Here is a 25,498-nt window from a genome sequence, read left to right on the forward strand (position 1 = left end):
ACAATGAAACATCAATTCGATTTACGCCTCAGCGCCTTACGCGATGCTTATGCAAGCCTGGCACTCACGCCGCGCCAGGTCATCACTGCCTTGCGCGAGCAGGCTGGAGCACTCAATCCTGAGTTCAACCTGTTTATCCACTTGTTAACTGACGCCGAACAAGAACCTTATCTTGCCGCGCTGGATGACCGCTCTCCAGATGAGTTACCGCTGTACGGTGTGCCCTTTGCGATCAAGGACAATATCGATCTGGCGGACATTGCCACCACCGCTGCATGCCCGGCCTTTGCCTACACCCCAACCCAAAGCGCCACTGTGGTCGAGCAGTTAATTGCCCTGGGCGCAGTGCCCATGGGCAAAACCAACCTCGATCAATTTGCCACCGGCCTCAACGGCACACGCTCGCCCTATGGCGAATGCCGCAACAGTGTGCACCCGGATTACCCATCTGGCGGCTCCAGCGCTGGCTCATCACTGGCTGTCGCCCTGGGCCTCGCCAGTTTTGCCTTGGGCACCGACACCGCAGGCTCTGGCCGGGTCCCGGCAGCACTGAATAACCTTGTCGGCCTCAAAGCCAGCAAGGGTTTGATCTCCACTGCCGGCGTCGTGCCCGCCTGTCGCACGCTGGACTGCGTAACCTTTTTTACCGCAACAGCAGCAGAAGCCAGCCAGTTACTGGCCCTGACCGCTGAGCTGGACCCTCGCGACGAATACAGCCGTGCCAACCCCATGTGGAACGCAGCCAATGCCTTCGGGACTCCTCGCCCCTTCCGTTTTGGCGTGCCCAAGCAGCTTGAGTTCCTGGGCTGTAGCGAAAGCCCAGCCCTATTTTCAGCCACCGTTGAGCAGCTCAAGGCACTGGGTGGTGAAGCGGTCGAAATCGACTTCTCGCCCTTTCTGGAAGCCGCACGCCTGCTCTATGAAGGCCCCTGGGTAGCAGAGCGCTACAGCGTCGCCGGTGAGCTGATCGAAGCGCAACCGGAGGCTGTCTTGCCGGTGATCCATGCCGTACTGGCTAAAGCGCCGGGCACCACGGCAGTCGATGCCTTTCGCTCGCAGTATCGCTTGCAGGCACTCAAGGCGATCTGTCAGCCGATCATGGACAGCGTTGACTGCGTCCTGACGCCTGCGTATCCGCGCCCGGTGACATTGGCTGAACTGCATGCCGAGCCGGTGGCACGCAACTCGGACCTTGGCTACTACACCAACTTCATGAACATGCTCGACTATGCGGCAGTCGCCGTGCCAGCAGGCTTTATGGACAATGGCTTGCCTTGGGGTGTGACCCTGTTCGGCCGCGTGTTTACCGATCAATACCTGCTCAGCATCGCCAATGCCTTGCAGCACCAGCACAGCTTGCCGCTGAGCGGCGATCGCCCGGCAGACTGCAGCCTGCCCGCCAATCCGGCAGGCAATGACCTGGCCCGCGTTGTGGTGTGCGGCGCGCACTTGCAAGGCTGCCCGCTGAATTGGCAACTGCTCAAGCGCGGCGCCAGGCTGCTTGAGGCAACCCACAGCTCGCCTGACTATCAACTCTATGCGCTAGCGGGCGGCCCGCCATTTCGCCCGGGCATGGTGCGGGTTGCCGAAGGGGGCGCGGCAATCGAAGTTGAAGTCTGGGAATTGCCAAGCAGTGAACTGGGCTCATTTCTGTGCGGTATTCCGGCACCGCTCGGACTGGGCAAAGTACAGCTGGCGGATGGTCGCTGGGAAGTGGGCTTCATCTGCGAGCAGCAAGGCATCGAAGGGGCGCAGAACATTACCGAACTCGGCGGCTGGCGCGCCTATATGCAAACCAAAGCCTAAGCGGTGGCGCTGTGCGTGATTGGCAAACAACAATCACGTGCAGCGGATGGGCAAAACGCTGTGCGCAGCATGGTTTTGCGCTACAGGCAGCAGAAGCGCTTTATACTGCTGCCATTCTGGTCACTCACTCGCTGTTGATATTAAGCCATGCACACTTCCGCGAACACTTGCCCCCTGTGTGGCCAGCCCAACCAATGCGCTCAGGCAACTGTGACTGCGCCGGTTACAAGCTGCTGGTGCTTTGCTGAAAAGATCTCACCCGAGGTATTAGAAAAGATTCCAGCCGGTATTGATCGCAGTTGCATTTGCCCGCGCTGCGCTAAAGGTCTTGCAGCCACTGAAGGTGAGCCGCCCGCAGTCAGCAGACCCGAGCGGTAAGCCAATGCGTCTCGACCGGCTACTCAGCAACTTGCCGAACCTGAACCGGCAGGACGTGCGTCAGCTTATCGCCAATGGCCGGGTGCAGGTTGATGGTCTGTGCTGCCGGGAGTCGCGCTGCGATATCACGGTTTTCAATCGGGTCGAACTGGATAATCAAGTCGTCCAGGCAGGCAAGCCAGCACGCTATTTCATGCTTAACAAACCGATCGGCGTGGTCAGCGCGACTGAACATCCAGCGCATCAAACCGTCATCGACTTGCTCAATGAACCGGACAAGCACGAGTTGCACCTGGCAGGTCGCCTCGACCTCAACACCAGCGGCCTGTTGTTAATAACCAATGACGGGCAATGGTCGCGCCGCGTGACCCAGCCGACCAGCAAGCAAGCCAAGGTTTATTGGGTCTCAACTGAACAGCCCATCGAGGCGCATTACGCAGACACCTTTGCAGCGGGCCTGTACTTCAAGTTCGAAGACCTCACCACCCTGCCCGCCAGGCTTGAAATCCTGGCCACCTACAACGCGCGGCTGTGGTTGCATGAAGGCCGCTATCATCAGGTCAAGCGCATGTTCGGCCACTTTCAGAACAGAGTCATCGGCCTGCACCGCGAGCGCGTTGGAGCAATAGAACTCGACCCACAACTCGCACCGGGTCAATATCGCGCACTCACACCCGATGAAATCGCCAGCGTTTAATCCGACGTTGCGGCACATCAACGAGCGACAATTGATCAACCACCGATAAACGGCAGGCAATCGCCTTAATAAATGCTTGTCAGCACCGCAAGCGGCTGCTTAAATCCAATCACAAGGTGAAAAGTGACTGGACAGTCACAAACACCATCTAAGCGCTCTTTTGGTTTCTTGCGCTCTGCGCAAATTGGGTTCCTGCCTGGTTACAAGACACCCTCCACAGCCTCCCAGGCTGCGGAGCGGTCGCTCTATTTCAGCCCTTACCGATTGATCAAAAATAATCCAATAAAATCCACGTCTGACATCGCTTTGTCACGTCCAGGCGTTTACCTATTGCCCTGCTCTAGTTCGGTTTACGCAGCTGCGTAAGCCATGGTTTGGATTGCGCCAAGAGGAAACGACATGAAGCCAATTACAGCTGTCGTCGATATTCACAGGACGTTCAAGGTACACACGGAGTTCCATGCCAACCCAATGGCCCGCAAGACCATCATTCTGGTCAACGGCTCACTGGCAACCACCTCCTCATTCGCGCAAACGATCAAGTATCTGCAGCCACAGTTCAACGTGGTGCTCTACGATCAGCCCTATGCCGGGCAATCAAAAGCGCATAACAGCAACCTTCAGCCGATCAGCAAAGAAGATGAAGCCAACATCTTGCTTGAGCTGATTGAACACTTTGAAGCCAACTACCTGATGTCGTTTTCCTGGGGGGGTGTCGCCGCAATGCTGGCGCTGGCCAAACGTCCTGAGCGTATCGAGAAAGCGGTGATCAGCTCCTTCTCGCCGCTGCTCAACGAGCCAATGCTCGACTACCTGGAAAAAGGCCTGATCTACCTCAAGGCTGTTGATCGCGATGGTGTCGGCCACTTGGTCAATGACACCATCGGCAAGCATTTGCCCTCGCTGTTCAAGCGCTACAACTACCGTCACATCAGCCGCCTTGACGAGCACGAGTACCTGCAAATGCACGCGCATATCAACCAAGTCGTGCGTATGGAGGCTCACTGCCAGATGGAGTACTTGGCGCGTATCAACGTCCCGCTGCTGTTCGTCAACGGTGAGAAAGATGAATACACCACCGGACAAGACGTGCGTGTATTCGCTGACTACCTCGAAGACTGCCAGTTCGCGACCATCGAAGATGCCGGGCACTTCCTCGACATGGAACACAAAAGCGCGTGCCAGCAGAGCAAGGCCCTGCTGCTGAACTTTCTGCAACACACTGCGCAGCGCCACATTCGCTACCATGTCCAGCCACAAGCCATCGCGGTTTAACCGATGAAAGCAAGTACCAAGGCAGCCCCTGAAAAGTGATGTTCTGGCTTTATCAGGGGCTGTCTGTCGGTGAATCAGAGAAATAGCGATCGCTAGCGCTTCAATTTCCCCTGAACATCTGGTACAAAGTCACCCGCAAAAGCGGGCGTCGTATAATGGTATTACTCCAGCTTCCCAAGCTGATCACGCGGGTTCGATTCCCGCCGCCCGCTCCAGATTTTACAAGGCTTCCAGCTTAGCCAAGCGACACTCAATAAGCTGCGGTTACAGTCAGCATGCATCAGTCAAACCTATGCATGCACCTGCTTAATGAATAAGCAACTGATTATCGAAAACCTGCCACACCTGAAAACAACACAACCACACACCTCTCCTGTAAGTGCTCCAGCGCGATCTAAAAACTGGCCATGGCTGGCTCGAATAGGTCATCCGTTTGGCTTGTTGGCAATCAGGGCCTACTTGGCGTAGACCGTCCACAGCTGATCAAGTCGCGTCGTATAACCCGGGCTCATCAGTTCACGGCGCATGCCCCAGGCGGGGGTTACTGGCACACCAGCGGGTCGCATGGTGCCCTTCCCCCACTTGGCGTTGATCGAGTCCATCACATGCATCACCTTCTCTGATGCAGCTGGCTGGGTGATTGCAAACATATCGTCCGTGAACTCGCCGCGTTGCCGCAGATCCAGAAGCAACACCTCTGCCTTGCTGAATGCATAACCTTCCTTGAACGCCTCGCCAAGCCCGTCTACTGCGGCCTTGGTGATTTGTCGGGTATCGTCAGTCGGGTAAGGCAGTTCACAAATCACGCCGCGCGCAAACTTTGGCTCATCCGGATTGAACATGCCCGTGCGGATACTCACCCTCACTTTTTTGCACAAAGAACCCTGAGCCCTCAACCTCTCGCACGCCTGTGCTGCATATGTGGCAACGGCTTCGCGAATAAGCGCGATGTCGTGTAATCGATTGCCAAACATCCGCGAACAGCATATTTCCTGCTTAGGCGGCGCCATTTGTTCAAGTTCAAGGCAGGGCAAGCCGCGCAGCTCACGGGCGGTCTTCTCGATGACCACGCTGAACTGCTTACGCAATGCCCAGGCATCAGACTGCGCCAAGTCCCACGCAGTATGGATATTCATACGGTTTAGATGCTCTGTCATGCGACGCCCAACACCCCAGACCTCGCTCACATCAATAACCTTGAGTAATTTGTCGCGCCGGTCAGGGTCACGGATGTCCATTACCCCGCCTGATTGACGCAACCATCGTTTAGCTGCGTGATTGGCCAGCTTTGCTAGAGTCTTTGTCCCGGCGATGCCTACGCCCGTTGGTATTCCGGTGCTGCGCAAGACCTGCGCGCGCAGCTCCCGACCTAGCGTTTCGACCTGAGCATTCGGGATACCCGTCAGATCGGCAAAGGCTTCATCAATCGAATACACCTCGAGCGCTGGTACCAGCGATTCGATCACAGTCATCACTCGCTGGCTCATATCGCCATACAGCGCATAGTTGCTGCTGAATGCGACGATGCCGTGTTGCCGCAACTTGGCTTTGATTTGAAAGTACGGCTCACCCATCTTGATAAATGGTTTTGCATCCGCCGAGCGGGCGATTACGCAGCCATCGTTATTCGACAGAACCACAATCGGAGTGCGCTGTAAGTCAGGCCTGAATACCCGCTCACAGCTTGCGTAAAAGCTATTGCAGTCGATCAGCGCAAAAATCGGTTCAGGCGATGTCATGGCAGCGCACACTGAAACGCACCACGCCCCACAGGCTCAACTCGTCGTTTTCCATGATGTAGCGCGGCAAATACTTCGTATTTTCTGAGCGCAGCACCACTAATTTGCCCTCACGGCAGAAGCGCTTCACCAGAGGCTCATTGTTCAAAGCAGCGACGACAATTGACCCATGTTTAGCCTCACGCGACCGATCAACAATCAGCAGGTCGCCATCTTCAATACCGGCAAGCACCATGCTGTCACCCGCTACCTTTACCAAGTAGGTGTGAGGCGCCCGCAGGTTAAACAACTCATCCAGTGAGATATCCTGCTCCAGGTGATCCTGCGCAGGGCTAGGAAAGCCAGCAGGCACCCGAAAGGCGAAGTACGGGTAAAGAACACCGTCAAAAGCGAGGTGGCCCAGAAATTCAATGCTCATACTGCAAACCCAAATACTGTATATAAATACAGTAAAGCACAACCACGCTAACCATAAAAAGCCAGTCACCGACCAACGGAAATAAAAACCGCTCTAAAGCCAGCGCGACTGACGTTTGCGTCGTACTTGCGCCGGAACCCTGCGATCACACCTGGCGCTTCCACTGCCCCGGCGGGCAACCTGTCCAGCGGCTGAAGGCGCGGGAGAAACTAGCCGCCTCGGCGTAACCCAAGCGCTGAGCAATGCTGTTGAGATCCAGGCGTGAGTCGCTGAGCAGGCGTTCAGCCAGACGTTGCTTGATCTGCTCGTTGAGCTGCTGAAAGGAATGCCCCTCACTCGCCAAACGCCGATGCAGGGTACGCTCGGACAGCCCAAGGCGCTCGGCCACCGCACGGCTGCTTAGCAAACGGGCCGAATCACCAATCAACACCTGCTGCACCAGCCGCGCGGTCATGGCCTTGGCCAGGCGGTGGGAAATGTCCAAGCACAGGCGCTCGCACAGTTGCTCGCCCTCGCTGTGGGCGCTGATGTGTGCCTGCGGCAGCTTGAACTTCAGATCGGCATGGGAAAACAGAATGCCATTGCGCCTGGCATCAAAACGCAGCGGATAAGGAAAGTCGCGCTGCAGGGCGCTCAGGTCTGCCGGCGCGCAGCTCATCATCTCCACCGCCAGAGGTTCAACCGGCCGTTGCAGCAGTTCGCCAGCCACACCCAGGCAAGCAGACAGCCCCCGCTCGATAACAAAGACGCGGGCATCCTGCGGCAGTACGCTGGCATCAAACAGCAGCCACATGCCGCGCCGATCTGGCTCGGTGTGGGCAGGGCACAGGGTCAATGCCAACAACTGGAAACGGCTGAAGGTGGCAAATGCCTCGCCAAGTGTACGACTGGCAAGCATGGTGAAGCCCAGCAGGCCCAAGGAGGTCAAGTGATAGCGCTGCCCTGCGACAAAACCCAACCCCGGCCGACCGGCATGCTCGATCAGGTTGCGGATAACCGCCAGCTCCTGCCAGGCCTCGATCTGAGCATTACGTTGTTGCAGCGTGGCGCTGCTAATGGCGCTGCCGATCAGGCAAGTAGGAGCGTCGATGCCGACGGCCTGAGCGGTTTCCAATAGATAACGTACGCCGGTGAGCGGACGAGTCTGACGCCAGTCCATCAGCAGAATCCTTGCATCGGGCAAGCTCCCAGAGCCTGTATCGCCATGGCAGTGATTATCATTTTTTGGCAGTTTTTATCATGGCTGAGCCTAGCACTCGCCCTGCATTCTGTAAGCACTCCAATAATAATGAGTGCGAGCCATGAGCGAATTTATTTACAGCCTGCCCAGCCATAACCGCGCCGCCAGCTACCAGCACTTTCGCGCCACCCCAAGCACCGGCGCCATAGGCGCAGATATTGAAGAACTCGACCTGACCAGCCTGAGCGACGAAGGCTTCGCCGAACTGCGCCAGGCCCTGCTTGCCCATAAGGTCGTCTTTATCCGCGACCAGTCCCTGAGCGTGAGTGACCTGGAGCGCGTCACCCAACATTTCGGCGAATTCGGTCGCGAACCCTACGTGACCTGCATGGATGACCATCCGCATGTGGTGCACGTGGTCAAGGAAGCAACCGAGAAAACGCCTTTCGTGTTCGGCGGTGCCTGGCATACCGACTGGACCTTTCAGGAGCGTCCGCCCGCATTCACCTTGCTTTACGGTCATGACATCCCGCCCTACGGCGGCGATACATGCTATGCCAACCTGGCGCTGGCCTACGAATGGCTGTCGCCGGGCATGAAGAAACTACTCGCCAGCCTCGATGCGGTGCACAGCCCGGAAATGGCCTATGGGGTCAATGCCCGGCACAACGCTTTGCTGGAAAACATGGCCATCCGCTACGGCAGCGACACCTCAAGCGAGGTACGTAGCCACCCGCTGGTGACCACGCATCCGGAAACCGGGCAAAAGGTGCTGTTTATCAACCCGGCCTACACCTCGGGCATCAAGGGCTTGCGCCCCGACGAAGCGCGACCGCTGCTGGACTATCTGTTCAAGCTGGCGACCACCGAGGCCTTTACCTGTCGCATGCGCTGGCGCCAGGGCACATTGGCGATCTGGGACAACCGCAGCACTTGGCATATGCCAGTGGCCGACTACCACGGCATGCGCCGCGAAATGTTCCGCACCACAGTGGTCGGTGAAGTGCCTAGCCGCTGATCTCCTGCAATCTGCGGATGCCTGCTCCGGATCGGGGCAGTCATTTGCTGAGCTGAAGTTTCCGATCTATAACTGTTCGGGTTAGAAATACAGGGGACGTTACACTCGGTCGCCCCCCTTTATCCGTGATGCATAGCCGCTCAAGCAATGACGCAAAAAAGCTCAAGATCACAATTCGACGCACAGTTATTGCGCCCTGCCGAACCAGGCGACGGCGATGCCTGGGCATTTGTGGTTCTGCCCAAAGCAGCAAGCGAAAAACTGCCGAGACGTGGCCGGGTAACGGTAGAGGGCCAGATCAACGACCAATACTTCCAGATGCTACTTGAACCCGATGGGCAAAAAAGCCACTGGCTGAAAATCAATGAGCAACTGCTAAAGAAGGCGGGTGCAAGTATTGGCGACGTTGTTACTTTTACCCTGATTGCTGTTGAGCAAGAGCCTGAGCCGCAAATCCCGCCGGACCTGAATCAGGCCTTGCAAGCACGAGCCGAGGCGCTGGCCACTTGGCAAGACACCACTACAATCGCCCGGCTTGACTGGATCCATTGGATTACATCGGCCAAACAAGCAAAGACGCGCAGCAAGCGGATCATTGATGCCTGCGACATGCTGTCATCGGGCAAGAAACGAGTTTGTTGTTTTGATCCTTCGGGCTACTACAGCAAGGTATTCAGCGCACCGCGTGCTGCCGATCAGGATTAACAGCTGCCGCTCCCCGCACACTCGCTCAACGTATCGAACCGATCCTTGCATTCAAGGGACTGGGCTGCGCCTATCTCTAGCCGTGCGTCGAGAGTTTTTGAGAATCATCATCAATTGGCCTGTATAATCCTTCGGTAACTTTTTGTGTCAAAGGAAAGAGGCTTATGTCCGTACATCGAGTAACCGGGTTGACGCGTGTAATCGGCGCCGGGGTTCTGTCCAGCGGCATGCTGTTCGCCAGTGCCGTGTACGCCGATGATCCGGTAACCCTGACGCTCTATAACGGCCAGCATGAAGCCACTGGCAAAGCCGTGGCCAAGGCGTTCGAGGAAAAGACCGGGATTAAGGTCCTGATCCGCAAAGGCGGTGGCGGCCAGCTGGCGAACCAGATCGCCGAAGAAGGCGAGCGCTCCCCGGCGGACATCATTTACACCGAAGAAGCACCGCCGCTAATCAAGCTGGGCAGCCAAGGCCTGCTGGCCAAGGTGGACCCAAGTACGCTGAAGCAGATTGATCCAAAATTCTCCGACGACAACGGCAACTGGCTTGGCATCACCTCGCGTGTACGCGTGCTGGCCTACAACCCGGACCTGATCACTGAAGCCGAACTGCCAAGCAGTGTGCTGGAAGTGGCCGATCCGGAGTGGGCCGGCAAGATCGCCTTTGTCCCCAGCAGCGGTGAATTCCTTGGCCAGACCGCCGCGGTCATCAGCATCAATGGTCGTGAGGCGGCTGAAGAGTGGCTGACCGGCCTCAAGGCGTTCGGCTCCACCTACACCAACAACGTCGTCGCCATGAAGGCGGTGGAGAATGGAGAAATCGGGGCAGCCTTGGTCAACAGCTACTACTGGACCGCGCTGAAGAAAGAAAAAGGCGAGCTCAAGTCCAAGCTGCACTACTTCGCCGATGGCGATGCGGGTGGTCTGTCCAGTGTTTCTGGTGCCGCTGTAATCAAGGCCAGCAAGCATCCGAAAGAAGCTCAGGCGTTCCTGGCGTTCATGATCAGTGATGAAGGGCAAAAAGCCATTTTGAGCAAATCCGCCGAGTACCCGGTTAACCCCAACGTTCAGGCTGACCCGCTGCTCAAGCCATACGACCAACTCAAGCCGCCAGCGATCACCGCAGCGCAAATTGGACTGGCTGAGGATGCACTGGAACTGCAACGCGAAGTCGGAATGAACTGATCATGCAACCCCAAGCGGTAACCCCTGACCTGTCGTTACCAACGGCAGGCCAAACCACGCGGCGGCGCAAGTCGCCGCCGATCTGGCTGCAGCTCCCGGTACTGGCTTTGCTGCTGGTAGCGGCCCTGCCGTTGTTCTTCGTAGTCGCCCGCGCCGCAGAAACCGGCTTTGCTGAAGCCTTTGCGCTGCTCTGGCGGCCGTTTGTCTTCGGCTTGCTGGCCAATACCATGAAGTTGATGGTCTTGGTGACTATTGGCTGCGCGGTGATCGGGCTGGGGCTGGCTTGGCTGGTCGAACGCAGCGACCTGCGCTGGCGTCGGCACTGGAACGTGCTGCTGTGCCTGCCGTTCGCCATTCCGTCGTTCGTCAGTGGCTTTACCTGGGTATCGATGAGCCCAATATTCGAAGGCTTGGGCGGGACTGTATTGGTGATGGTGCTGTCGAAGTACCCGCTGATTTACCTGCCCGTGGTGGCGACATTGCGCAGCCTCGATCCCGCCCTTGAAGAATCGGCACGCATGCTCGGGCTCAACCGTCGCCAGGTGTTCTGGCAGGTCACGCTGCCGCTGCTGCGCCCAGTGCTGATGGCCACCAGCTTGCTGGTTGCGATACACATGCTGGTTGAGTTCGGCGCACCGTCGATCATGCGTTATCAAACCTTCACCACCGCTATCTATCAACAGTTCGAGTTGGAATTTAATGGCAACAACGCGGCCATGCTTTCTGCACTACTGCTAGCGCTGTGCATGATACTTCTGTGGGGCGAGTTTCGCCTGCGCGGTCGTGGTTATGCACGCACCGGTCAAGGTGTCGCCCGCAGCGCGGCGCCGGTGCGCCTGGGCCGCTGGCAGGTGCCAGCGCAGTTGATGCTGCTGGTGTTGGTCATTATCGGTTGTGGTACACCGCTGACCATGTTGGCTTTTTGGATAATCGAGGGCAGTTCGGCCAGCTTTCCGGTCGCCGAGATTATGCAAACACTGTGGGCGTCGCTGTCCTACTCCTTCGGCGGTGCCTTGCTAAGTTGCCTGCTGGCGTTGCCAGTGTGCCTGGTGGTGGTGCGCTACTACGGGCGCATGGCTACACTCGCCGATCGTTTGCCCTACTTGCTCCACGCATTGCCGGGGCTGGTGATCGCTTTATCCTTTGTGTTCTTTGCCCTTGGCTACATGCCAGTGCTGTATCAAACCAGTATCCTGCTGCTGATTGCCTATGCGCTGTTGTTTATGCCGATGGCTCAAGGGCCGATTCGCGTGGCCCTGGAAAAAGCCTCGCCACAACTGGAAGAAGCTGCACGCACGCTGGGGCATACGCCCATTGCGACCTTTCTCCGGGTGACCCTGCCGATCATCTCGCCGGCCATCGGCGCTGGCTTCGTGCTGGTTTTTCTCGACTGCATGAAGGAACTGACTGCCACCTTGATCCTCGGCCCAACCGGTCTGGAGACCTTGGCAACAAAGGTCTGGTCCCATACCGGCAACCTGGAGTACGCCGGTGCGGCCCCCTATGCCGCGTTGATCGTACTGGTGTCTGGTCTACCGGTTTATCTGCTGACCACAAGGGCTTATCGCCACAAGGCACGTTGAAACCAGGGGGCTTGGCCACCGGCTAGCCCCCTGGATTTTCCACGCACAACAAGCAGCCCCTTTGCAGAACTCAACTCCTTCCCGACCCAAGGCTCATTCACGGAGCTCGACAGTTGAATAATTTTATCCTTTTCACCGGTGGCCCTGGCTCAGGAAAAACCGCCGTTATTGAGCAGATGAAAGCCCTTGGCCACAGATGCAAGGACGAAGTTGGCCGGATGGTGATTCGTCAGCAGCAAGCGCACGGGGGAGATGCTCTGCCGTGGAAAAATAAAACAGCGTTCAGGGATGAAATGGTCCGCGCTGAAATTGCCAGCTACAACCAGCAGCAAAACCTTGCCGAACCGGTGTTTTTCGACCGAGGCATTATCGATTGCCTCGGTTACTCGCTGCTTGAACAGCTCGATCTGCCTGCTGCCTTGTTAAACCTGGCCAACTCGATGACCTACAGCCGGCATGTTTTTATCTTCCCACCGTGGAAGCGTATCTACGAAAATGACGCTGAGCGTAAACAAAGCTTTGCCCAGGCGGTGCAAACCTACAACGCAATGGTCAATGTCTATCAGCAGTTCGGCTACGAACTGATTGAAGTCCCGTTGCTAACCGTCGGTGAGCGGGCAGGTTTTATTTTAGACAGGCTCAACTCGCATGCGCAGTCATGACTGCAGGCGCTCGCCAAACCATCAGAAGCTAGCGGACTAGGATCCAGACGATCAATACCGCAATGCCAACCACCACTGCAGCCAACCCAAAATTGACTGATTGCTTCTGATCATTCCTGGCGCGATCGGCAACCTTCTGGATGGCTCTTAACCCTTCACACACATCTCCACTTATCGCCAGCGCCTGGCCTTTGAAAAAATATTTTTCCTGCACTGCATCCAATTGTCTTTCTGCCGGGTAGTACCAGTAGCAGCCCACTAAATGCTGCTCCTTTTGCCTTATGGAGAGACTCGCATGAACGCTAAAAAAACTTTCAGCCTTGCCAGTGCTACCCTCGCAGCGGCCTGTATTTTTGCCACTGTACCTGCGGCCTATGCGCAGATGGATTTACCCGACAGCATCAAGGTGCCTGACGGCAACAAAGTTGCAATGGAAACTGTCGGTGTAGGCGAAATCACTTATGAGTGCCGTGACAAAGCCAGTGCTGCAGGCGAAACCGAGTGGGTATTTGTCGGTCCCAAGGCTGCCCTGAATGATCGCAGTGGCAAACAGGTTGGCGAGTATTTTGGTCCACCAGCGACCTGGCAAGCCAAAGACGGCTCGAAAGTCACCGGCACCCAGTTGGCAGTGGCGCCTGCTGGCGACGGCAACATTCCTTACCAGTTAGTCAAAGCCAATCCGGCTGAAGGCAAAGGGGCGATGAGCGGCGTGAGCTACATCCAGCGTGTCGCAATCAAAGGTGGCGTAGCCCCTGCCAAAGCGTGCACAGCCGAGACCAAAGGCAGCAAGGAGATCGTGAAATATCAAGCAGACTATATTTTCTGGTCTGCTAGCTAAGAACTCCGCTAATAGTGATCTGGTCAGGTTACGCATTTTGCAAAGTCGTCTAATCTGATCAGATCAAACCCCAGTCCGTGCGACTGGGGTATTTACTAATTAATGGCGTCTGAAGCTATTGTCCTTGCCTGAACCCACCTTTGATTATGAAGCTTGCTTGGCTAACTGCGCCCGAGGCGATCAGCAGGCTTTACGCATTTTGTACGATCAGGAAAGCGCGCGCCTGCTGGGCGTGGCCAAGCGTATTGTCGGCGATAATGCGCTGGCTGAAGACATCGTGCATGACGCATTTATCAAAATCTGGGCGCGAGCCAAAAGTTATGACTCATCGAGAGGTTCCGCCCGTGGCTGGATCTTCAGCGTGACGCGCCATCTGGCACTTAATTTCATCCGCGACAATGCCAACCATGCCATCGCCGGTGAACTCAACGATGAATCACTGGTAGATCAGGCATCGCCTGGCATTGCTGACACATTTGAGTATCGCGCACGTTCGGGGCGAATTTATACCTGCCTTGAACAACTGGAACCTGCACGGCGCAATTGCATCCTGCATGCCTATGTTGACGGCTACTCACATGCGCAAATCGCCCAGAAACTAGGCACGCCGCTTGGCACCGTCAAAGCCTGGATCAAACGCAGCCTGCTGGCGTTGCGGGAGTGCATGGGATGAGCAAGATAACTGGCAGCAACAGCCCAGAAAATATCGACGAACTGGCTAGCGAATATGTGCTCGGCACCTTGTCGGCTCAGCAGCGCAATGAGGTACGCAAGCGCATGGCGAGCGAGCCTGAACTGCGTGCGGCGGTCGATGGCTGGGAAAGACGCTTACTGGATCTGACCGAGCAAGCTGATGCGCAAACGCCCTCGCCTTTTCTGTGGCGGCGTGTGCAGCGCAGCATTAATTCAAGCCAGCAGCAGGGTTCATCAACAGCTGCCACATCTTGGTGGAATCTGTTGCCGCTGTGGCGCGGCCTTGCCGCCAGCGGTATCGCCGCAACATTGGTGCTGGCTGCTGTCTTGCTGCTACGCAGTGCACCCCTCAACGAAACAGCTTATCTAGTGGTGCTAGTGGCTCCGCAAGACAAAGCCCCGGGTTGGGTTATCCAAACCAGTAACCGGCAGGAAATCCAGTTGATACCGCTAGGTGTTGCCGAGGTGCCGCGCGACAAGGCGCTCGAATTCTGGACCAAAGGCGAGGATTGGCAAGCGCCGGTTTCCTTGGGCTTGGTCAAGCCTGGGCAAAAGCTGTCAATCTCGCTCGACAAGCTACCGCCACTGGCACCCAACCAACTGTTTGAGCTGACCCTGGAAAACCCCAATGGCTCAGCCACGGGTAAACCAACAGGACCGATACAATTTATTGGCCGTGCGGTGAAGGTTATATAAGCAGCTTTTACGCAGCGCCCTACGCTCAAATACTCAAGCGTATGGCCAGGGCGCTAAGGGTGATAAGCAAAATTGGCACCGTCAGTACGATGCCGGTCTTAAAGTAGTAACCCCAGCCAATCGTCATGTTCTTGCGCGCCAGGACGTGCAGCCACAACAGCGTGGCAAGGCTGCCGATTGGCGTGATCTTTGGCCCAAGGTCACAGCCAATGATATTGGCATAGATCATTGCCTTTTGAGTCACCCCGCTGACATCGGCGGCATGGATGGATAACGCCCCCACCAGCACGGTCGGCAGGTTATTCATCAGCGACGACAACAATGCAGTCAGCACGCCCGTCCCCAGAGTTGCGCCCCACACACCATATTCAGCAAACACATTGAGCAATTGCGCGATATGGTCAGTCAGCCCGGCGTTCTTCAGGCCGTACACCACCAGATACATACCCAGGGAAAACACCACGATTTGCCACGGTGCCTCCTTGAGCACTTTACGCGTTGAGATCACATGCCCGCGAGCCGCAATCAGATAGAGCACAAAAGCCGCTACCGCAGCGATCGCACTGATCGGTACACCTAAGGGCTCAAGTACAAACAAGCCAATCAGCAGCAGCGCCAGCACCCACCACCCAGCAATAAAGGTCGCCCGATCACGGATCGCCTCGACGGGAGGCTTGATATCCGCAAGGTTGTAGCTCGCCGGTAAATCCTTGCGGAAAAACCACATCAACATGCCCAGCGTGGCCGCGATACTGACCATATTGACCGGCACCATCACCGAGGCATACTCGCTGAAACTGATACCGAAATAGTCAGCGGTAACAATGTTCACCAGATTCGATATCACCAGCGGTAGGCTGGCTGTGTCGGCAATAAAGCCTGCGCCCATGACAAACGCCAGGGTTGCCGCCGGGGAAAAACGCAGCGCCAGCAGCATGGCGATAACGATTGGCGTAAGAATCAGCGCCGCGCCATCGTTGGCAAATAACGCAGAAACCACAGCACCCAACAAAATAATAAAAGCATAGAGTCGACGACTGCTACCGCCTCCCCACTTGGCCACATGCAGCGCCGCCCACTCGAAAAGCCCTGCTTCATCGAGCAATAAACTGATGATGATTATCGCGATGAACGCCCCGGTAGCGTTCCATACAATCTGCCAGACAGTCGGAATATCGCCAAAGCCAATCACCCCGAAGAGCAGAGCTAAAATGGCGCCAAAACTCGCACTCCAGCCGACACCAAGCCCCTTCGGCTGCCAGATAACCAAGGTGATGGTAATGATGAATATCGACAACGCGATCAGCATGCAGGCACTCGATTAGATAAGGATTGATCAGCCGCATATCGACTGATTTCGGGAAGTTTTTTCATTGCACAGGCGGCAAGTATTGCCCTCAAAGCATTGCTGGCTGGTTGCAAGTTTGAAGAGAAGCCAAACTGAAGTTCGGAACACAGGCTGTTGCCCGCATTTGCCGTCCACTTACTCGCAACAGCGACAGGTGCCGTGAAGTATTTAGCGGGCTCTGCTGCAGACATCGACAACAATACGTATGTTCAAGCCTCGCTGGCCATTCCAACAACGCTGTTGCCTGTGCAGCAATGCGGCCTTCTTCTTATAGGAAAGGGCGAATATATAGAAAACCCAAAGTGGGTAAAACCAGTATTTACATATGCTTGCCGCACCGGCCTAAGCCAATGAGCTTGCAGATGATCGAGAGCTCGACCTGGCGAACAGCTTGGAGCTGAAACAGGCATCGTTTCCCTGCTGAAGCAACGGTGAGGCTGTCGAAACCGACAACCTCGCCAGATGGAACCTAGGCCGGGGCGGTTGCATCATCCTCCAGCTCAGGCAAGTCCTCCTCACGCCTATGTGCCAGTTGATATAGCGCCGGCAGCACCAGCAAGGTCAGTGCTGTTGAAGACAGGATCCCACCGATAACCACAGTCGCCAGAGGCCGCTGCACTTCTGCCCCAGTGCCAGTTGCCAAGGCCATCGGAATGAACCCAAGCGACGCAACCAGTGCCGTCATCAACACCGGCCGCAAGCGGGTAATCGCGCCCTGGTTGATTGCAACCCCTAACGGCAGGCCCTCTTCACGCAGGTTGCGAATAAAGGAAATCATCACCAAGCCGTTCAATACCGCAACCCCTGAAAGTGCGATAAATCCCACCCCGGCTGAAATCGACAACGGGATATCGCGCAACCACAAAGCCATTACCCCGCCAGTGAGCGCAAAGGGAATACCGGTAAACACCAACAAGCCATCCTTAAGGTTGTTGAACATCATAAAGAGCAGCCCCAACACCAAGAACAGCGATACAGGCACCACAATTTGCAAGCGCTTGGCCGCCGATTGCAATTGCTCAAACTGGCCGCCCCAAAGTGTCCAATAACCTGCCGGAATCGTGACTTCGGAGTCGATTCGATTGGCGGCGTCCTCAACAAAGGAGCCTATATCACGGCCACGAACGTTGGCGCTGACCACGACCAGCCGCTTGCCGTTTTCACGGCTGATCTGGTTCGGCCCCAGCACCAGATCCAGCGAGGCCACTTCCGAGAGCGAGATAAATGCAATCGCATCACTGCTACTGCTGCTCGTCGCAGGTACAGGGATCAGCAGTCGAGACAAACCTTCAATATCAGTGCGCAAGGTATCGGATAACCGCACCACCATATCGAAACGACGGTCGCCCTCGAACAGAGTACCGGCCTTGCGGCCCCCGACAGCGACTGCGATGGTTTCTTGCACATCACCTACATTCAGCCCGTAGCGCGCGGCTTTATCGCGGTCGATATTGATGGTCAATACCGGTAAGCCAGTGGTCTGTTCGACCTTTACCTCTGAAGCGCCCTCTACCTTGTCCAGGGATTCGGCAATTTCTGCCGCGGTTTTGTTCAGTACATCCATATCATCGCCAAACACCTTCACTGCAACGTCACTGCGCACGCCTGAAATAAGCTCGTTAAAGCGCAGTTGGATCGGTTGTGACAGCTCATAGTTGCTGCCGGGAACAATCGCGCTGGCTTGCTGCAACTCGGCAATTAGCTGCTCACGGGGCTTATCCGGATCTGGCCATTCGGACTTGGGCTTGAGCATCACATAGCTGTCAGAGATATTCGGCGGCATGGGGTCAGAGGCAATTTCCGCAGTCCCGGTACGACCAAACACTCGCAACACCTCTGGTACTCGATCGACAATCACCTTTTCCAGGCGCTGCTGCATTTCAACCGATTGGGTCAGACTGGTACCGGGCACCCGCAGTGCTTGCAGCGCAAAGTCACCCTCACTCAAGCTCGGCACAAACTCACTGCCCATGCGACTGGCGACAAAGCCCGATAACACTATCGAAGCCAAGGCAAGGGTAAATGCTTTATTGCGATGACGCATGACCCAAGCCAGAACCGGCTCATAAGCCTGGCGGGCGCCCCGCATGATGAAATTCTCTTTCTCCTGAACTTTACCGGTAATAAACAGCGAGATTGCCGCTGGCACAAAAGTAACCGAGAGAATCATCGCGCCCAGCAAAGCGATCACGACTGTGAAGGCCATCGGATGAAACATTTTCCCTTCGACCCCGGTCAAGGCGAAGATCGGCAAGTACACGACCATAATGATCAATTGCCCGAAAATCAGTGCTCGACGTGCCTCTTTGGATGCAGCAAAGACCTCATGCAGCCGTTCAGAGCGAGTCAAGATACGTCCATGATGCTGTTGGGCATGGGCTAGGCGACGGATGGCGTTCTCCACAATCACCACGGCGCCATCTACGATAATGCCGAAGTCGAGCGCCCCCAGACTCATCAGGTTTGCGCTGACTTTATTGGTGAACATACCGGTAAAAGTAAACAGCATGGACAGCGGAATAACCGCAGCAACAATCAACGCAGCCCGGATATTGCCAAGGAACAAGAACAAGATCACGATCACCAGAATCGCGCCTTCGACAAGGTTAGTTTTCACCGTGACAATGGCTTTATCAACCAGATTGGTGCGGTCATAGACCGTTACTGCCGATACGCCTTCGGGCAGCGAGCGGTTGATATCCTTGAGCTTTGCTGCGACCGCCTGGGAAACACTCCGGCTATTTTCGCCAATCAACATGAACACGGTGCCAAGCACGACTTCGCGACCATTCTCGGTTGCCGCCCCCGTGCGCAGCTCACGGCCGATAGCTACATCAGCCACATTACTCACGCGAATCGGTGTGCCATCGACATTGGCAATGACTATGTTGGCGATATCCTCGGTACTCGCTACCTGGCCTGGTGCGCGAATAAGCAGTTGCTCACCGCTGCGTTCGATATAGCCAGCCCCCACGTTAGCATTGTTGCTTTCAAGCGCATTGAGCAGGTCCGTCAGTGTCAGTTTATAGGCAGCCAGACGCTTGGGGTCCGGTGCAATCTGAAACTCCTTGGCAAAGCCACCAATGGTGTTGATTTCCGCGACACCCGGCACATTGCGTAGTTGGGGCTTGATAATCCAGTCCTGGATTACCCGCAGATCCGTCGGGGTATACGCCGTACCATCTTCTTTCAAGGCGCCGGGTTCGGCCTCGACCGTCCACAGGAAAATCTCACCCAGGCCGGTGGATATAGGCCCCAATACCGCTTCAGTGCCTTCGGGCAATTGTTCCCGAGCCACCTGCAATCGCTCATTGACCAACTGCCGGGCAAAAAACAAATCGGTACCATCTTCAAAAATAGCGGTGACCTGCGACAGCCCCGAGCGCGAAAGCGAACGGGTTTGCTGGAGTCCAGGCAACCCAGCCATTGCCGTTTCGATTGGAAAGGTTATCCGCTGCTCGGTTTCCAGCGGACTGAACCCCGCCGCCGCCGTGTTGATTTGCACCTGCACATTGGTGATATCCGGAACGGCATCGATCGGCAGTTTTTGATAGCTTGCAATGCCCACACCGGCCATCGCCAGAACCGCGAACAGCACGATGATGCGCTGTTCTATAGCGAATTGAATAATGCGCTCAAACATAATTGGTTTCTCGTCGATGAAGGATCAGTGGGCGTGCTGGGCTGAGGACTTACCCAGTTCCGACTTGAGCGTGAAGCTGCCAACACTGGCGACTTCGGCGCCTGCAGCCAGCCCTTCGCTTATCTCGACGTAGCCACTGTCGCGAGCGCCCAGCACAATCGGTTGAGCGATAAAGCCACCATCTACACGGACAAATACAGCGGGCTGCTCCTCGACCGTTTGAATCGCCTGTTCAGGTAAAGTGATCCCTACATTGCGGGTTTGTGTGGCCAACAAGACCGAGACGAACAAGCCCGGCCGCCAGGCGCCTTGTGGATTTTTTACCGTGACGCGCGCGGTTGCCGTGCGGGTTTGCTCACCCAACAAGCTGCCCACGTATGACACCTCACCGCTTAGCTGAGTACCCAACTCCGGGGCACTGATCTTGACCCGCTTGCCGACCTGTACCTGGTTGAGGTCTTTGGGCGATATATTGAAAGTGGCCCAAACCTCAGACAGATCAGAAATGGTAAAAGTGTTGCTGGTTTCACTGACGACCTCGCCCAGCACTATGTGTTTTTCAACCACACTGCCATCGAACGGCGCACGCAACTCATAACGGCTACCGCCGTTTGTGCTGGCGCTACCACTAATGGCCGAGACTTTCTGGCGCGCGTTATTGAGCTGAATTTCGGCCTCTTGCAAATCCTGCTTGGCCTGCAGGTAATCCTGTTCAGCAGAAATCTTGTCCTGCCAAAGCTGGCGTTCGCGCTTGTAGGTGGTACGCGCCAGTTCTGCCCGGCGTTGCGCCGCAGCAAATTCGCTGCGTTGCTCAGATACCTGTTGGCTGGTGATCACGGCCAAGAGTTCGCCCTTCTTGACCTTTTGCCCAAGGGTTACGGCAACCGACTCAACCACGCCAGCAACACGCGGGACAACGTGTGCAGTGCGGTTCTCGTCAAAACGTATCTCTCCTGGCAGTGAGATCGAGGTGCTCAACTCACCCGGCGCAGCCGTCACCAACTCGATGCCTCCGGCCTTGAGTTGTTCGTCGGTTAATTCGATCTTGCCTTCTTGCTTATTGAATTCGAATGAACGCGTAATGCCGTCCAGCGTGACCTCTATCTGCGCCGTGAAATAATGCGGTTCGGCAATGCCTGTCGAACTGACATAGCGGTTATTTTCAGGCTTGAACTCCAGAGTCGAAACTGCTCCATTGGGCCGCTTAACCAGCATCTTTACGCTCGCCATGGAGTTGCCTTGCAGCGGTTGGCCATCGGCTGTGAGGTAAATTGTCATAGGCGCTTGGCCTGACTCATCCTCCACACTAACCAACTCAAGCGTTAAGCCATCCTGTTCAAACAAGGTACCGCCACGCGAACCGAGCAGCCCTGCTTGCTCATGATGCTCAGGATCATCATGGCCTTGAGCTTCAGCATGCGGATCTTCAGCCCCCTCGCTAGCCTCCTCGCTGTGATGCTCATTGTCTTGATGGCTCTCGACTTCTGCATGGGCGTCCGATTCTGCCCTGGCTGTAGACGAGGTGCTTTGCATCAGCCACCCGCCTCCAGCCACGCCAACAACTAAGGTGATCGCGATTGCGAGACTTTGTTTAGTGTCCATGACAACTCCTTGTTCAACGCTGAGCCCTGGCCGGTGCCAGACCGAACGACAGCGCATCGGTATTCTGTTGGCCTCGCGCAGCCTCGAATGGCCAAGGCGGGCGTCAGGCATGAATTCAAAAAAGGATTAACGGCTGGCGCTAAGTGCAGAAATGTCGCCGTAGATACGTTCAATCTGTACCCAGGCGTCGGTCGCATCGGCAATTGAGCGGATATATTGGCTGCGGGCGCTGATCAAGGTGCGTTGTGCATCAAGCACATCAATAAAACCGAACTTGCCCATTTCAAAACCGCGTGTTGCACTTTCCACCGCACTTTTTGCCCCAGGCAAAATGGTTTTATGCAGCGAACTGAGTTGCTCTTGGGCCGTTGCCCATTGCTCCAGCGCCAGTTGGGTTTGTGTGCGGATACGAATTTCAGTGGCGTTCCGCTGATCACGGGTTTGATCAGCACGGCGAGCAGCAGACAGGATGTTGCCTTGGTTACGATTAAAAATCGGAATCGGCATCGAGAATGCCAGCACATTGACCCGTTCGTTTTCGAGTGCGTCGTACTGGCTACCCACGGTCACGCTAAGATCAGGAATACGCTGACTCTGCTCCAAACGCAGAGAGGCTTCTTGCTGGTTGATTGCCATTTTCGCCAAGCGTAAATCAACAGTCTGGTTGACCCGGCTCAACAACGGCTCAGCCGCTGGCAAACGCGGCAAATCGTGAGCTTTGCCCTTTACCTGATCCAGGCCGATGCTGGCATCGCCCATAGTCGCAGCCAATTGTTGCAGCGCATTGGTTTGTTCCATCACCGCCCGGCGCACATCCAGACGGACTTCGGATAGCTGAACCTGCGCACGGGTTGTCTCTACCGGGGAGACCTTGCCTGCCTTGACTCGCCCTTCGGCAACCGTCAACGCACGTTGGGTTAAGACCAGCGACTCCTTGGCCAATGCAACTTGCTCCTTGGCCCGCAGCACGCTGTAGAAAGCTTGAATTACAGTGGCGCGCAACTGGTTGCGTGAGCCTTGCAGCTCAATGGACGCTGCATCCTGATTACGCTCAGCCAGATCGACTCGAGCCGAGCGCTTGCCACCCAATTCAATCGGCTGGGTAAATTGGATAGTTGAGGTACTTCGGTCACTGCGCGTGTCCTCAACCTCGAATGACACCTCTGGATTGGGTATCAATCCAGCCTGTTCACGGGCACCGGCCGCTATACCAATATTCCAGTCGGCAGCCGCGAGCTCCGGGTTTTGCTGAAATGCGCGCTCCAGCGCTTGAGCGACCGTCAATTCGGTAGGCTCAAGTGCGTAAGCACCTGTTGCGAAACTCGCAGTACATAAAGCAGCGACTGCAATGGCTGACCTAAGGTTGGCTCGCTTTGAGACGAACCCCTTGCACAGATTACCGACATCCAGCACTTGCACCTCCTGACAATACAGATACAACGCTGACGTCATTACTCACTGTTTACGCTCAACAGCCACTTGAACTTTTAACTTTATCCACGTCAGCAGTCGTTGTTGCGGGCAAATGTAGCGACGCCACGTTATCGGCAAGGTGACAGGGACATTACAAAACTGTAATTAACCAAACAGGGAACTTCTGGTGAATTAACATCGCATCATGAGCCCTAACTCACGCCGACATAAACGCAACAAACAGAAACAATTAACCGAGCAACAAACAGCCCAGAAACCACGTAGTACATGCGATGCAGCTTGACCCTGTACTGACTACAGGGTTTAACCTGCACGACTTTTCAGGCGCTACACTTATGTTTGATGTTCTTCAATCCACTCAACATGTGTACCGCTTACATTTATTAACACTCAAATCATGTAATCAACTTAGCGATATAAAATGCGCATACTTATTATTGAAGACGAGCAAAAAACTGCCGAATACTTACATCAGGGATTGACGGAAAGTGGTTATATTGTTGACCGCGCAGCGACGGGCATGGATGGCCTTCATTTCGTTGAGCAACACAGCTATGACCTGGTCATCCTCGATGTAAATCTGCCGGAGATGGACGGCTTCGAAGTGCTTGCACACATTCGCAAGAATGAAAGCACGCGGGTCATCATGCTGACTGCACGAGGGCGTTTGGCCGACAAGATCAAGGGCCTTGATCTTGGCGCGGACGATTACCTGGTCAAGCCTTTCGAGTTTCCTGAATTATTGGCCCGGATCAGGACCTTGCTCCGGCGCAGCGAGCAAATCGCGGTGCCAGAAGTATTGCGCGTATCCGAACTGGAACTCGACCCTGCTCGCCACCGGGCCTACCGCAACAACCAACGTATCGACCTGACCAGCAAGGAATTTGCCCTGCTGCACCTGTTAATGCGCCGCTCGGGTGAAGTGCTGACGCGCACCCAAATCATCTCCTTGGTCTGGGACATGAACTTTGACTGCGATACCAATGTTGTAGAAGTCGCAATCAGACGCTTGCGCTCTAAAATTGATGAACCCTTTGATAACAAGCTGATCCACACATTACGCGGTGTCGGGTACGTCCTAGAGGCCCGCGAATGAAGCCAGTCAGTTTGTCGATGCGCCTTGGCTTGTCGGTCATGCTGACAGGCGCCGCACTGGTCATAACCCTTGCCTCGCTCGCCTACCTGGCGCTGAGTCACCAATTGGAACTGCTCGCACAACAAAATCTGGACAGTAAGTTCGAGCAAATCCAGCACGACCTTTCGGTTGGAATGTCATTGGAACAGGTCGCAAGCCGCCCCCACGTACTGCTGGACTCAGTGACCGGGCATGACAATCTGAACCTGACCATATTCATTGCCAAGGACAACACGCGCCAGTTGCTCAGCATCGGCAAGGAGCACTTTGATCCGCAGCTTTCCAGGCTCAATGTCCGGGACGTGAAAACCTTCCATACTTGGATCAACCACAACGGCAGCAAAATGCTCACCCTCTCGATTATCATGCAATTAGCCGATGGCAACGACATTCGCGTGTTGCTTTCCAGTAATCGTATCGCTGATCAAGCGTTGTTAAGTGCCTACCTCAAAGGCGCACTAGTTGCTGTTCCACTGCTGCTGGTGTTTACCGGTGTTGGCGCATTCTGGATTGTTCGTCATGGCCTTTCCCCGTTGCGCAAATTTCGTCAAACAGCAGCCCAGACGTCAACACAAGATCTCTCCCATCGCATTCCTATCGACAATCTGCCAATGGAACTGAGCAAGCTTGCAGATAGCATAAACGTCATGCTCAACCGCCTGGATAACGGCGTGCAACAACTTACCCAGTTCTCCGACGACCTCGCCCATGAACTGCGAACACCGATCACCAACTTGATGGGCAAGGCACAGGTGACCTTATCCAAACCGCGCACAACAGAGATCTACAAAACGACCCTTGAAAGCTGTACCGAGGAGTTGGAAAGAGTCTCACAAATAGTTTCCGACATGCTTTTCCTGGCCAACGTAAGTCACCCCGCAGCGTTACTGGATTTTGAATCGGTGGATCTCGATTACCAGTTGGGCCTAGTCACAGAGCTTTTCAGCTTCAGTGCCGAAGAAAAACACATTGGTTTGCGAATCAGCGGACAGGGCAAGGTTTACGGTGATCATCTGATGATTCAACGCGCCATTTCCAACCTGCTCTCCAATGCAATCCGCCATAGCCCTGCCGGCAGCGATGTTGAAATTTCAATCAGGGCTGAAAACGGCAATACAGTACTGACGGTGCAAAATTCAGGAGCCGGTATCCCCGAGCAACATATGGCTCACTTGTTCAAGCGATTTTACCGCGTCGATCCAGACCGATCCCGCGTGCTGGGCGGCAACGGGCTGGGTTTGGCGATCGTCAGTTCAATCATGCAGCTACACGGAGGCAACGTCGAAGCCAGCAGTAAAATCAATGAGCTGACACGCTTCAGTTTAATCTTTCCACCGTCAGTACAGTTCAACAGGCCAAGCCCCAATACGAAGTCCAGTTAAGAATCTGTAAACGCCCAACTAAACAGGTATTGTCCCAACAACTAATTGGCGCTCACTTATCAAGTGAGCGCCTTTTTTATGC

General features: G+C 55.5%; 22 protein-coding genes and 1 tRNA gene. 15 read left to right on the forward strand and 8 right to left on the reverse strand.

Translation table 11 applies throughout. From position 1 onward, the window contains the following. Positions 1-3: 3 nt before the first annotated feature. The 5 genes from atzF (at position 4) to AACY26_RS13880 (ending at position 4,371) form a co-directional block, all read left to right on the forward strand. The gene (gene atzF / locus AACY26_RS13860) at positions 4-1,806 is read left to right on the forward strand and encodes an allophanate hydrolase (RefSeq protein WP_339514973.1); all 1,803 of its coding nucleotides are present in this window, start codon (positions 4-6) and stop codon (positions 1,804-1,806) included. A gap of 147 nt (positions 1,807-1,953) precedes the next feature. Further along, entirely contained in the window at positions 1,954-2,184 is a 231-nt protein-coding gene (locus AACY26_RS13865) for a cysteine-rich CWC family protein (protein ID WP_339514975.1), read from the forward strand. Between the two features lie 4 nt (positions 2,185-2,188). Further along, positions 2,189-2,881: a pseudouridine synthase gene (locus tag AACY26_RS13870; protein WP_339514977.1), complete on the forward strand. Its 693-nt coding sequence runs from the start codon at positions 2,189-2,191 to the stop codon at positions 2,879-2,881. A gap of 399 nt (positions 2,882-3,280) precedes the next feature. Beyond that, positions 3,281-4,156, forward strand: a complete 876-nt coding sequence (locus AACY26_RS13875; RefSeq protein ID WP_339514979.1) for an alpha/beta fold hydrolase — start codon at positions 3,281-3,283, stop codon at positions 4,154-4,156. Between the two features lie 141 nt (positions 4,157-4,297). Then, positions 4,298-4,371: transfer RNA gene (locus AACY26_RS13880), tRNA-Gly, on the forward strand. Positions 4,372-4,611: 240 nt separating this feature from the next. On the opposite strand, the gene umuC is transcribed toward AACY26_RS13880, so the two are convergent. From umuC to AACY26_RS13895, 3 genes are all read right to left on the reverse strand, one after another. Continuing rightward, entirely contained in the window at positions 4,612-5,895 is a 1,284-nt protein-coding gene (gene umuC / locus AACY26_RS13885; RefSeq protein ID WP_339514981.1) for a translesion error-prone DNA polymerase V subunit UmuC, read from the reverse strand. After that, entirely contained in the window at positions 5,882-6,313 is a 432-nt protein-coding gene (locus tag AACY26_RS13890) for a LexA family protein (protein ID WP_339514983.1), read from the reverse strand. The genes umuC and AACY26_RS13890 overlap by 14 nt, the downstream gene beginning before the upstream one ends. 145 nt (positions 6,314-6,458) lie before the next feature. Beyond that, complete coding sequence (locus AACY26_RS13895; protein ID WP_339514985.1) at positions 6,459-7,472, reverse strand: AraC family transcriptional regulator; 1,014 nt, start codon at positions 7,470-7,472, stop codon at positions 6,459-6,461. Positions 7,473-7,614: 142 nt separating this feature from the next. Between AACY26_RS13895 and AACY26_RS13900 the strand changes: the two genes are divergently transcribed. The 5 genes from AACY26_RS13900 (at position 7,615) to AACY26_RS13920 (ending at position 12,645) form a co-directional block, all read left to right on the forward strand. Further along, a complete protein-coding gene (locus AACY26_RS13900; protein WP_339514987.1) occupies positions 7,615-8,511 on the forward strand; it encodes a TauD/TfdA dioxygenase family protein in 897 nt (298 codons plus the stop codon). 147 nt (positions 8,512-8,658) lie between these two features. Further along, positions 8,659-9,216 carry a YdeI/OmpD-associated family protein gene (locus AACY26_RS13905; RefSeq protein WP_339514989.1) on the forward strand — a complete coding sequence of 186 codons (558 nt, stop codon included), beginning with the start codon at positions 8,659-8,661 and terminating at the stop codon, positions 9,214-9,216. 164 nt (positions 9,217-9,380) lie between these two features. Further along, positions 9,381-10,400, forward strand: a complete 1,020-nt coding sequence (locus AACY26_RS13910) for an extracellular solute-binding protein (protein ID WP_339514991.1) — start codon at positions 9,381-9,383, stop codon at positions 10,398-10,400. Positions 10,401-10,402: 2 nt separating this feature from the next. After that, positions 10,403-11,983, forward strand: coding sequence for an ABC transporter permease (locus AACY26_RS13915; protein WP_339514993.1), 1,581 nt, complete (start codon positions 10,403-10,405; stop codon positions 11,981-11,983). 113 nt (positions 11,984-12,096) lie between these two features. Further along, positions 12,097-12,645, forward strand: coding sequence for an AAA family ATPase (locus AACY26_RS13920; RefSeq protein ID WP_339514995.1), 549 nt, complete (start codon positions 12,097-12,099; stop codon positions 12,643-12,645). A 28-nt stretch (positions 12,646-12,673) separates the two neighbouring features. Here the strand turns inward: AACY26_RS13920 and AACY26_RS13925 are convergent, their stop codons facing one another. After that, the gene (locus AACY26_RS13925) at positions 12,674-12,904 is read right to left on the reverse strand and encodes a hypothetical protein (RefSeq protein WP_339514997.1); all 231 of its coding nucleotides are present in this window, start codon (positions 12,902-12,904) and stop codon (positions 12,674-12,676) included. 36 nt (positions 12,905-12,940) lie between these two features. On the opposite strand from AACY26_RS13925, the gene AACY26_RS13930 reads away from it, so the two are divergent. The 3 genes from AACY26_RS13930 to AACY26_RS13940 all read left to right on the forward strand — a co-directional run bounded on the left by AACY26_RS13930 (position 12,941) and on the right by AACY26_RS13940 (position 14,872). After that, positions 12,941-13,483 carry a DUF3455 domain-containing protein gene (locus AACY26_RS13930; protein ID WP_339514999.1) on the forward strand — a complete coding sequence of 181 codons (543 nt, stop codon included), beginning with the start codon at positions 12,941-12,943 and terminating at the stop codon, positions 13,481-13,483. Positions 13,484-13,607: 124 nt separating this feature from the next. Then, the gene (locus tag AACY26_RS13935; RefSeq protein ID WP_339515001.1) at positions 13,608-14,156 is read left to right on the forward strand and encodes a sigma-70 family RNA polymerase sigma factor; all 549 of its coding nucleotides are present in this window, start codon (positions 13,608-13,610) and stop codon (positions 14,154-14,156) included. Further along, on the forward strand, positions 14,153-14,872 hold the full coding sequence (locus AACY26_RS13940) for an anti-sigma factor (protein WP_339515003.1): 720 nt from the start codon (positions 14,153-14,155) through the stop codon (positions 14,870-14,872). The genes AACY26_RS13935 and AACY26_RS13940 overlap by 4 nt, the downstream gene beginning before the upstream one ends. Before the next feature lie 25 nt (positions 14,873-14,897). Here the strand turns inward: AACY26_RS13940 and AACY26_RS13945 are convergent, their stop codons facing one another. The 4 genes from AACY26_RS13945 to AACY26_RS13960 form a co-directional block, all read right to left on the reverse strand. Next, positions 14,898-16,181 carry an arsenic transporter gene (locus AACY26_RS13945; protein WP_339515005.1) on the reverse strand — a complete coding sequence of 428 codons (1,284 nt, stop codon included), beginning with the start codon at positions 16,179-16,181 and terminating at the stop codon, positions 14,898-14,900. A gap of 508 nt (positions 16,182-16,689) precedes the next feature. Continuing rightward, positions 16,690-19,863: an efflux RND transporter permease subunit gene (locus AACY26_RS13950; RefSeq protein ID WP_339515007.1), complete on the reverse strand. Its 3,174-nt coding sequence runs from the start codon at positions 19,861-19,863 to the stop codon at positions 16,690-16,692. Between the two features lie 24 nt (positions 19,864-19,887). Beyond that, a complete protein-coding gene (locus AACY26_RS13955; protein WP_339515146.1) occupies positions 19,888-21,141 on the reverse strand; it encodes an efflux RND transporter periplasmic adaptor subunit in 1,254 nt (417 codons plus the stop codon). Positions 21,142-21,591: 450 nt separating this feature from the next. Further along, complete coding sequence (locus AACY26_RS13960) at positions 21,592-22,917, reverse strand: TolC family protein (protein WP_339515009.1); 1,326 nt, start codon at positions 22,915-22,917, stop codon at positions 21,592-21,594. Between the two features lie 403 nt (positions 22,918-23,320). Between AACY26_RS13960 and AACY26_RS13965 the strand changes: the two genes are divergently transcribed. After that, positions 23,321-23,995: a heavy metal response regulator transcription factor gene (locus AACY26_RS13965; protein ID WP_339515011.1), complete on the forward strand. Its 675-nt coding sequence runs from the start codon at positions 23,321-23,323 to the stop codon at positions 23,993-23,995. After that, entirely contained in the window at positions 23,992-25,416 is a 1,425-nt protein-coding gene (locus AACY26_RS13970) for a heavy metal sensor histidine kinase (RefSeq protein ID WP_339515013.1), read from the forward strand. The genes AACY26_RS13965 and AACY26_RS13970 overlap by 4 nt, the downstream gene beginning before the upstream one ends. Positions 25,417-25,498: the final 82 nt, after the last annotated feature.

The sequence above is a fragment of the Pseudomonas sp. RL_15y_Pfl2_60 genome, assembly GCF_963970595.1.
Lineage (GTDB): Bacteria > Pseudomonadota > Gammaproteobacteria > Pseudomonadales > Pseudomonadaceae > Aquipseudomonas.

Bases quoted from the DNA above. Each gene is read 5' to 3' on its own strand.
- AACY26_RS13895 (WP_339514985.1), bottom strand. From the start codon at position 7,472: ATGGACTGGCGTCAGACTCGTCCGCTCACCGGCGTACGTTATCTATTG.
- AACY26_RS13870 (WP_339514977.1), top strand. From the start codon at position 2,189: ATGCGTCTCGACCGGCTACTCAGCAACTTGCCGAACCTGAACCGGCAG.
- umuC (WP_339514981.1), bottom strand. From the start codon at position 5,895: ATGACATCGCCTGAACCGATTTTTGCGCTGATCGACTGCAATAGCTTT.
- AACY26_RS13965 (WP_339515011.1), top strand. From the start codon at position 23,321: ATGCGCATACTTATTATTGAAGACGAGCAAAAAACTGCCGAATACTTA.
- AACY26_RS13945 (WP_339515005.1), bottom strand. From the start codon at position 16,181: ATGCTGATCGCGTTGTCGATATTCATCATTACCATCACCTTGGTTATC.
- AACY26_RS13865 (WP_339514975.1), top strand. From the start codon at position 1,954: ATGCACACTTCCGCGAACACTTGCCCCCTGTGTGGCCAGCCCAACCAA.
- AACY26_RS13905 (WP_339514989.1), top strand. From the start codon at position 8,659: ATGACGCAAAAAAGCTCAAGATCACAATTCGACGCACAGTTATTGCGC.
- AACY26_RS13960 (WP_339515009.1), bottom strand. From the start codon at position 22,917: ATGACGTCAGCGTTGTATCTGTATTGTCAGGAGGTGCAAGTGCTGGAT.
- AACY26_RS13970 (WP_339515013.1), top strand. From the start codon at position 23,992: ATGAAGCCAGTCAGTTTGTCGATGCGCCTTGGCTTGTCGGTCATGCTG.
- AACY26_RS13940 (WP_339515003.1), top strand. From the start codon at position 14,153: ATGAGCAAGATAACTGGCAGCAACAGCCCAGAAAATATCGACGAACTG.
- AACY26_RS13900 (WP_339514987.1), top strand. From the start codon at position 7,615: ATGAGCGAATTTATTTACAGCCTGCCCAGCCATAACCGCGCCGCCAGC.
- AACY26_RS13910 (WP_339514991.1), top strand. From the start codon at position 9,381: ATGTCCGTACATCGAGTAACCGGGTTGACGCGTGTAATCGGCGCCGGG.
- AACY26_RS13890 (WP_339514983.1), bottom strand. From the start codon at position 6,313: ATGAGCATTGAATTTCTGGGCCACCTCGCTTTTGACGGTGTTCTTTAC.
- AACY26_RS13915 (WP_339514993.1), top strand. From the start codon at position 10,403: ATGCAACCCCAAGCGGTAACCCCTGACCTGTCGTTACCAACGGCAGGC.
- AACY26_RS13950 (WP_339515007.1), bottom strand. From the start codon at position 19,863: ATGTTTGAGCGCATTATTCAATTCGCTATAGAACAGCGCATCATCGTG.
- AACY26_RS13930 (WP_339514999.1), top strand. From the start codon at position 12,941: ATGAACGCTAAAAAAACTTTCAGCCTTGCCAGTGCTACCCTCGCAGCG.
- AACY26_RS13875 (WP_339514979.1), top strand. From the start codon at position 3,281: ATGAAGCCAATTACAGCTGTCGTCGATATTCACAGGACGTTCAAGGTA.
- AACY26_RS13955 (WP_339515146.1), bottom strand. From the start codon at position 21,141: ATGACAATTTACCTCACAGCCGATGGCCAACCGCTGCAAGGCAACTCC.
- atzF (WP_339514973.1), top strand. From the start codon at position 4: ATGAAACATCAATTCGATTTACGCCTCAGCGCCTTACGCGATGCTTAT.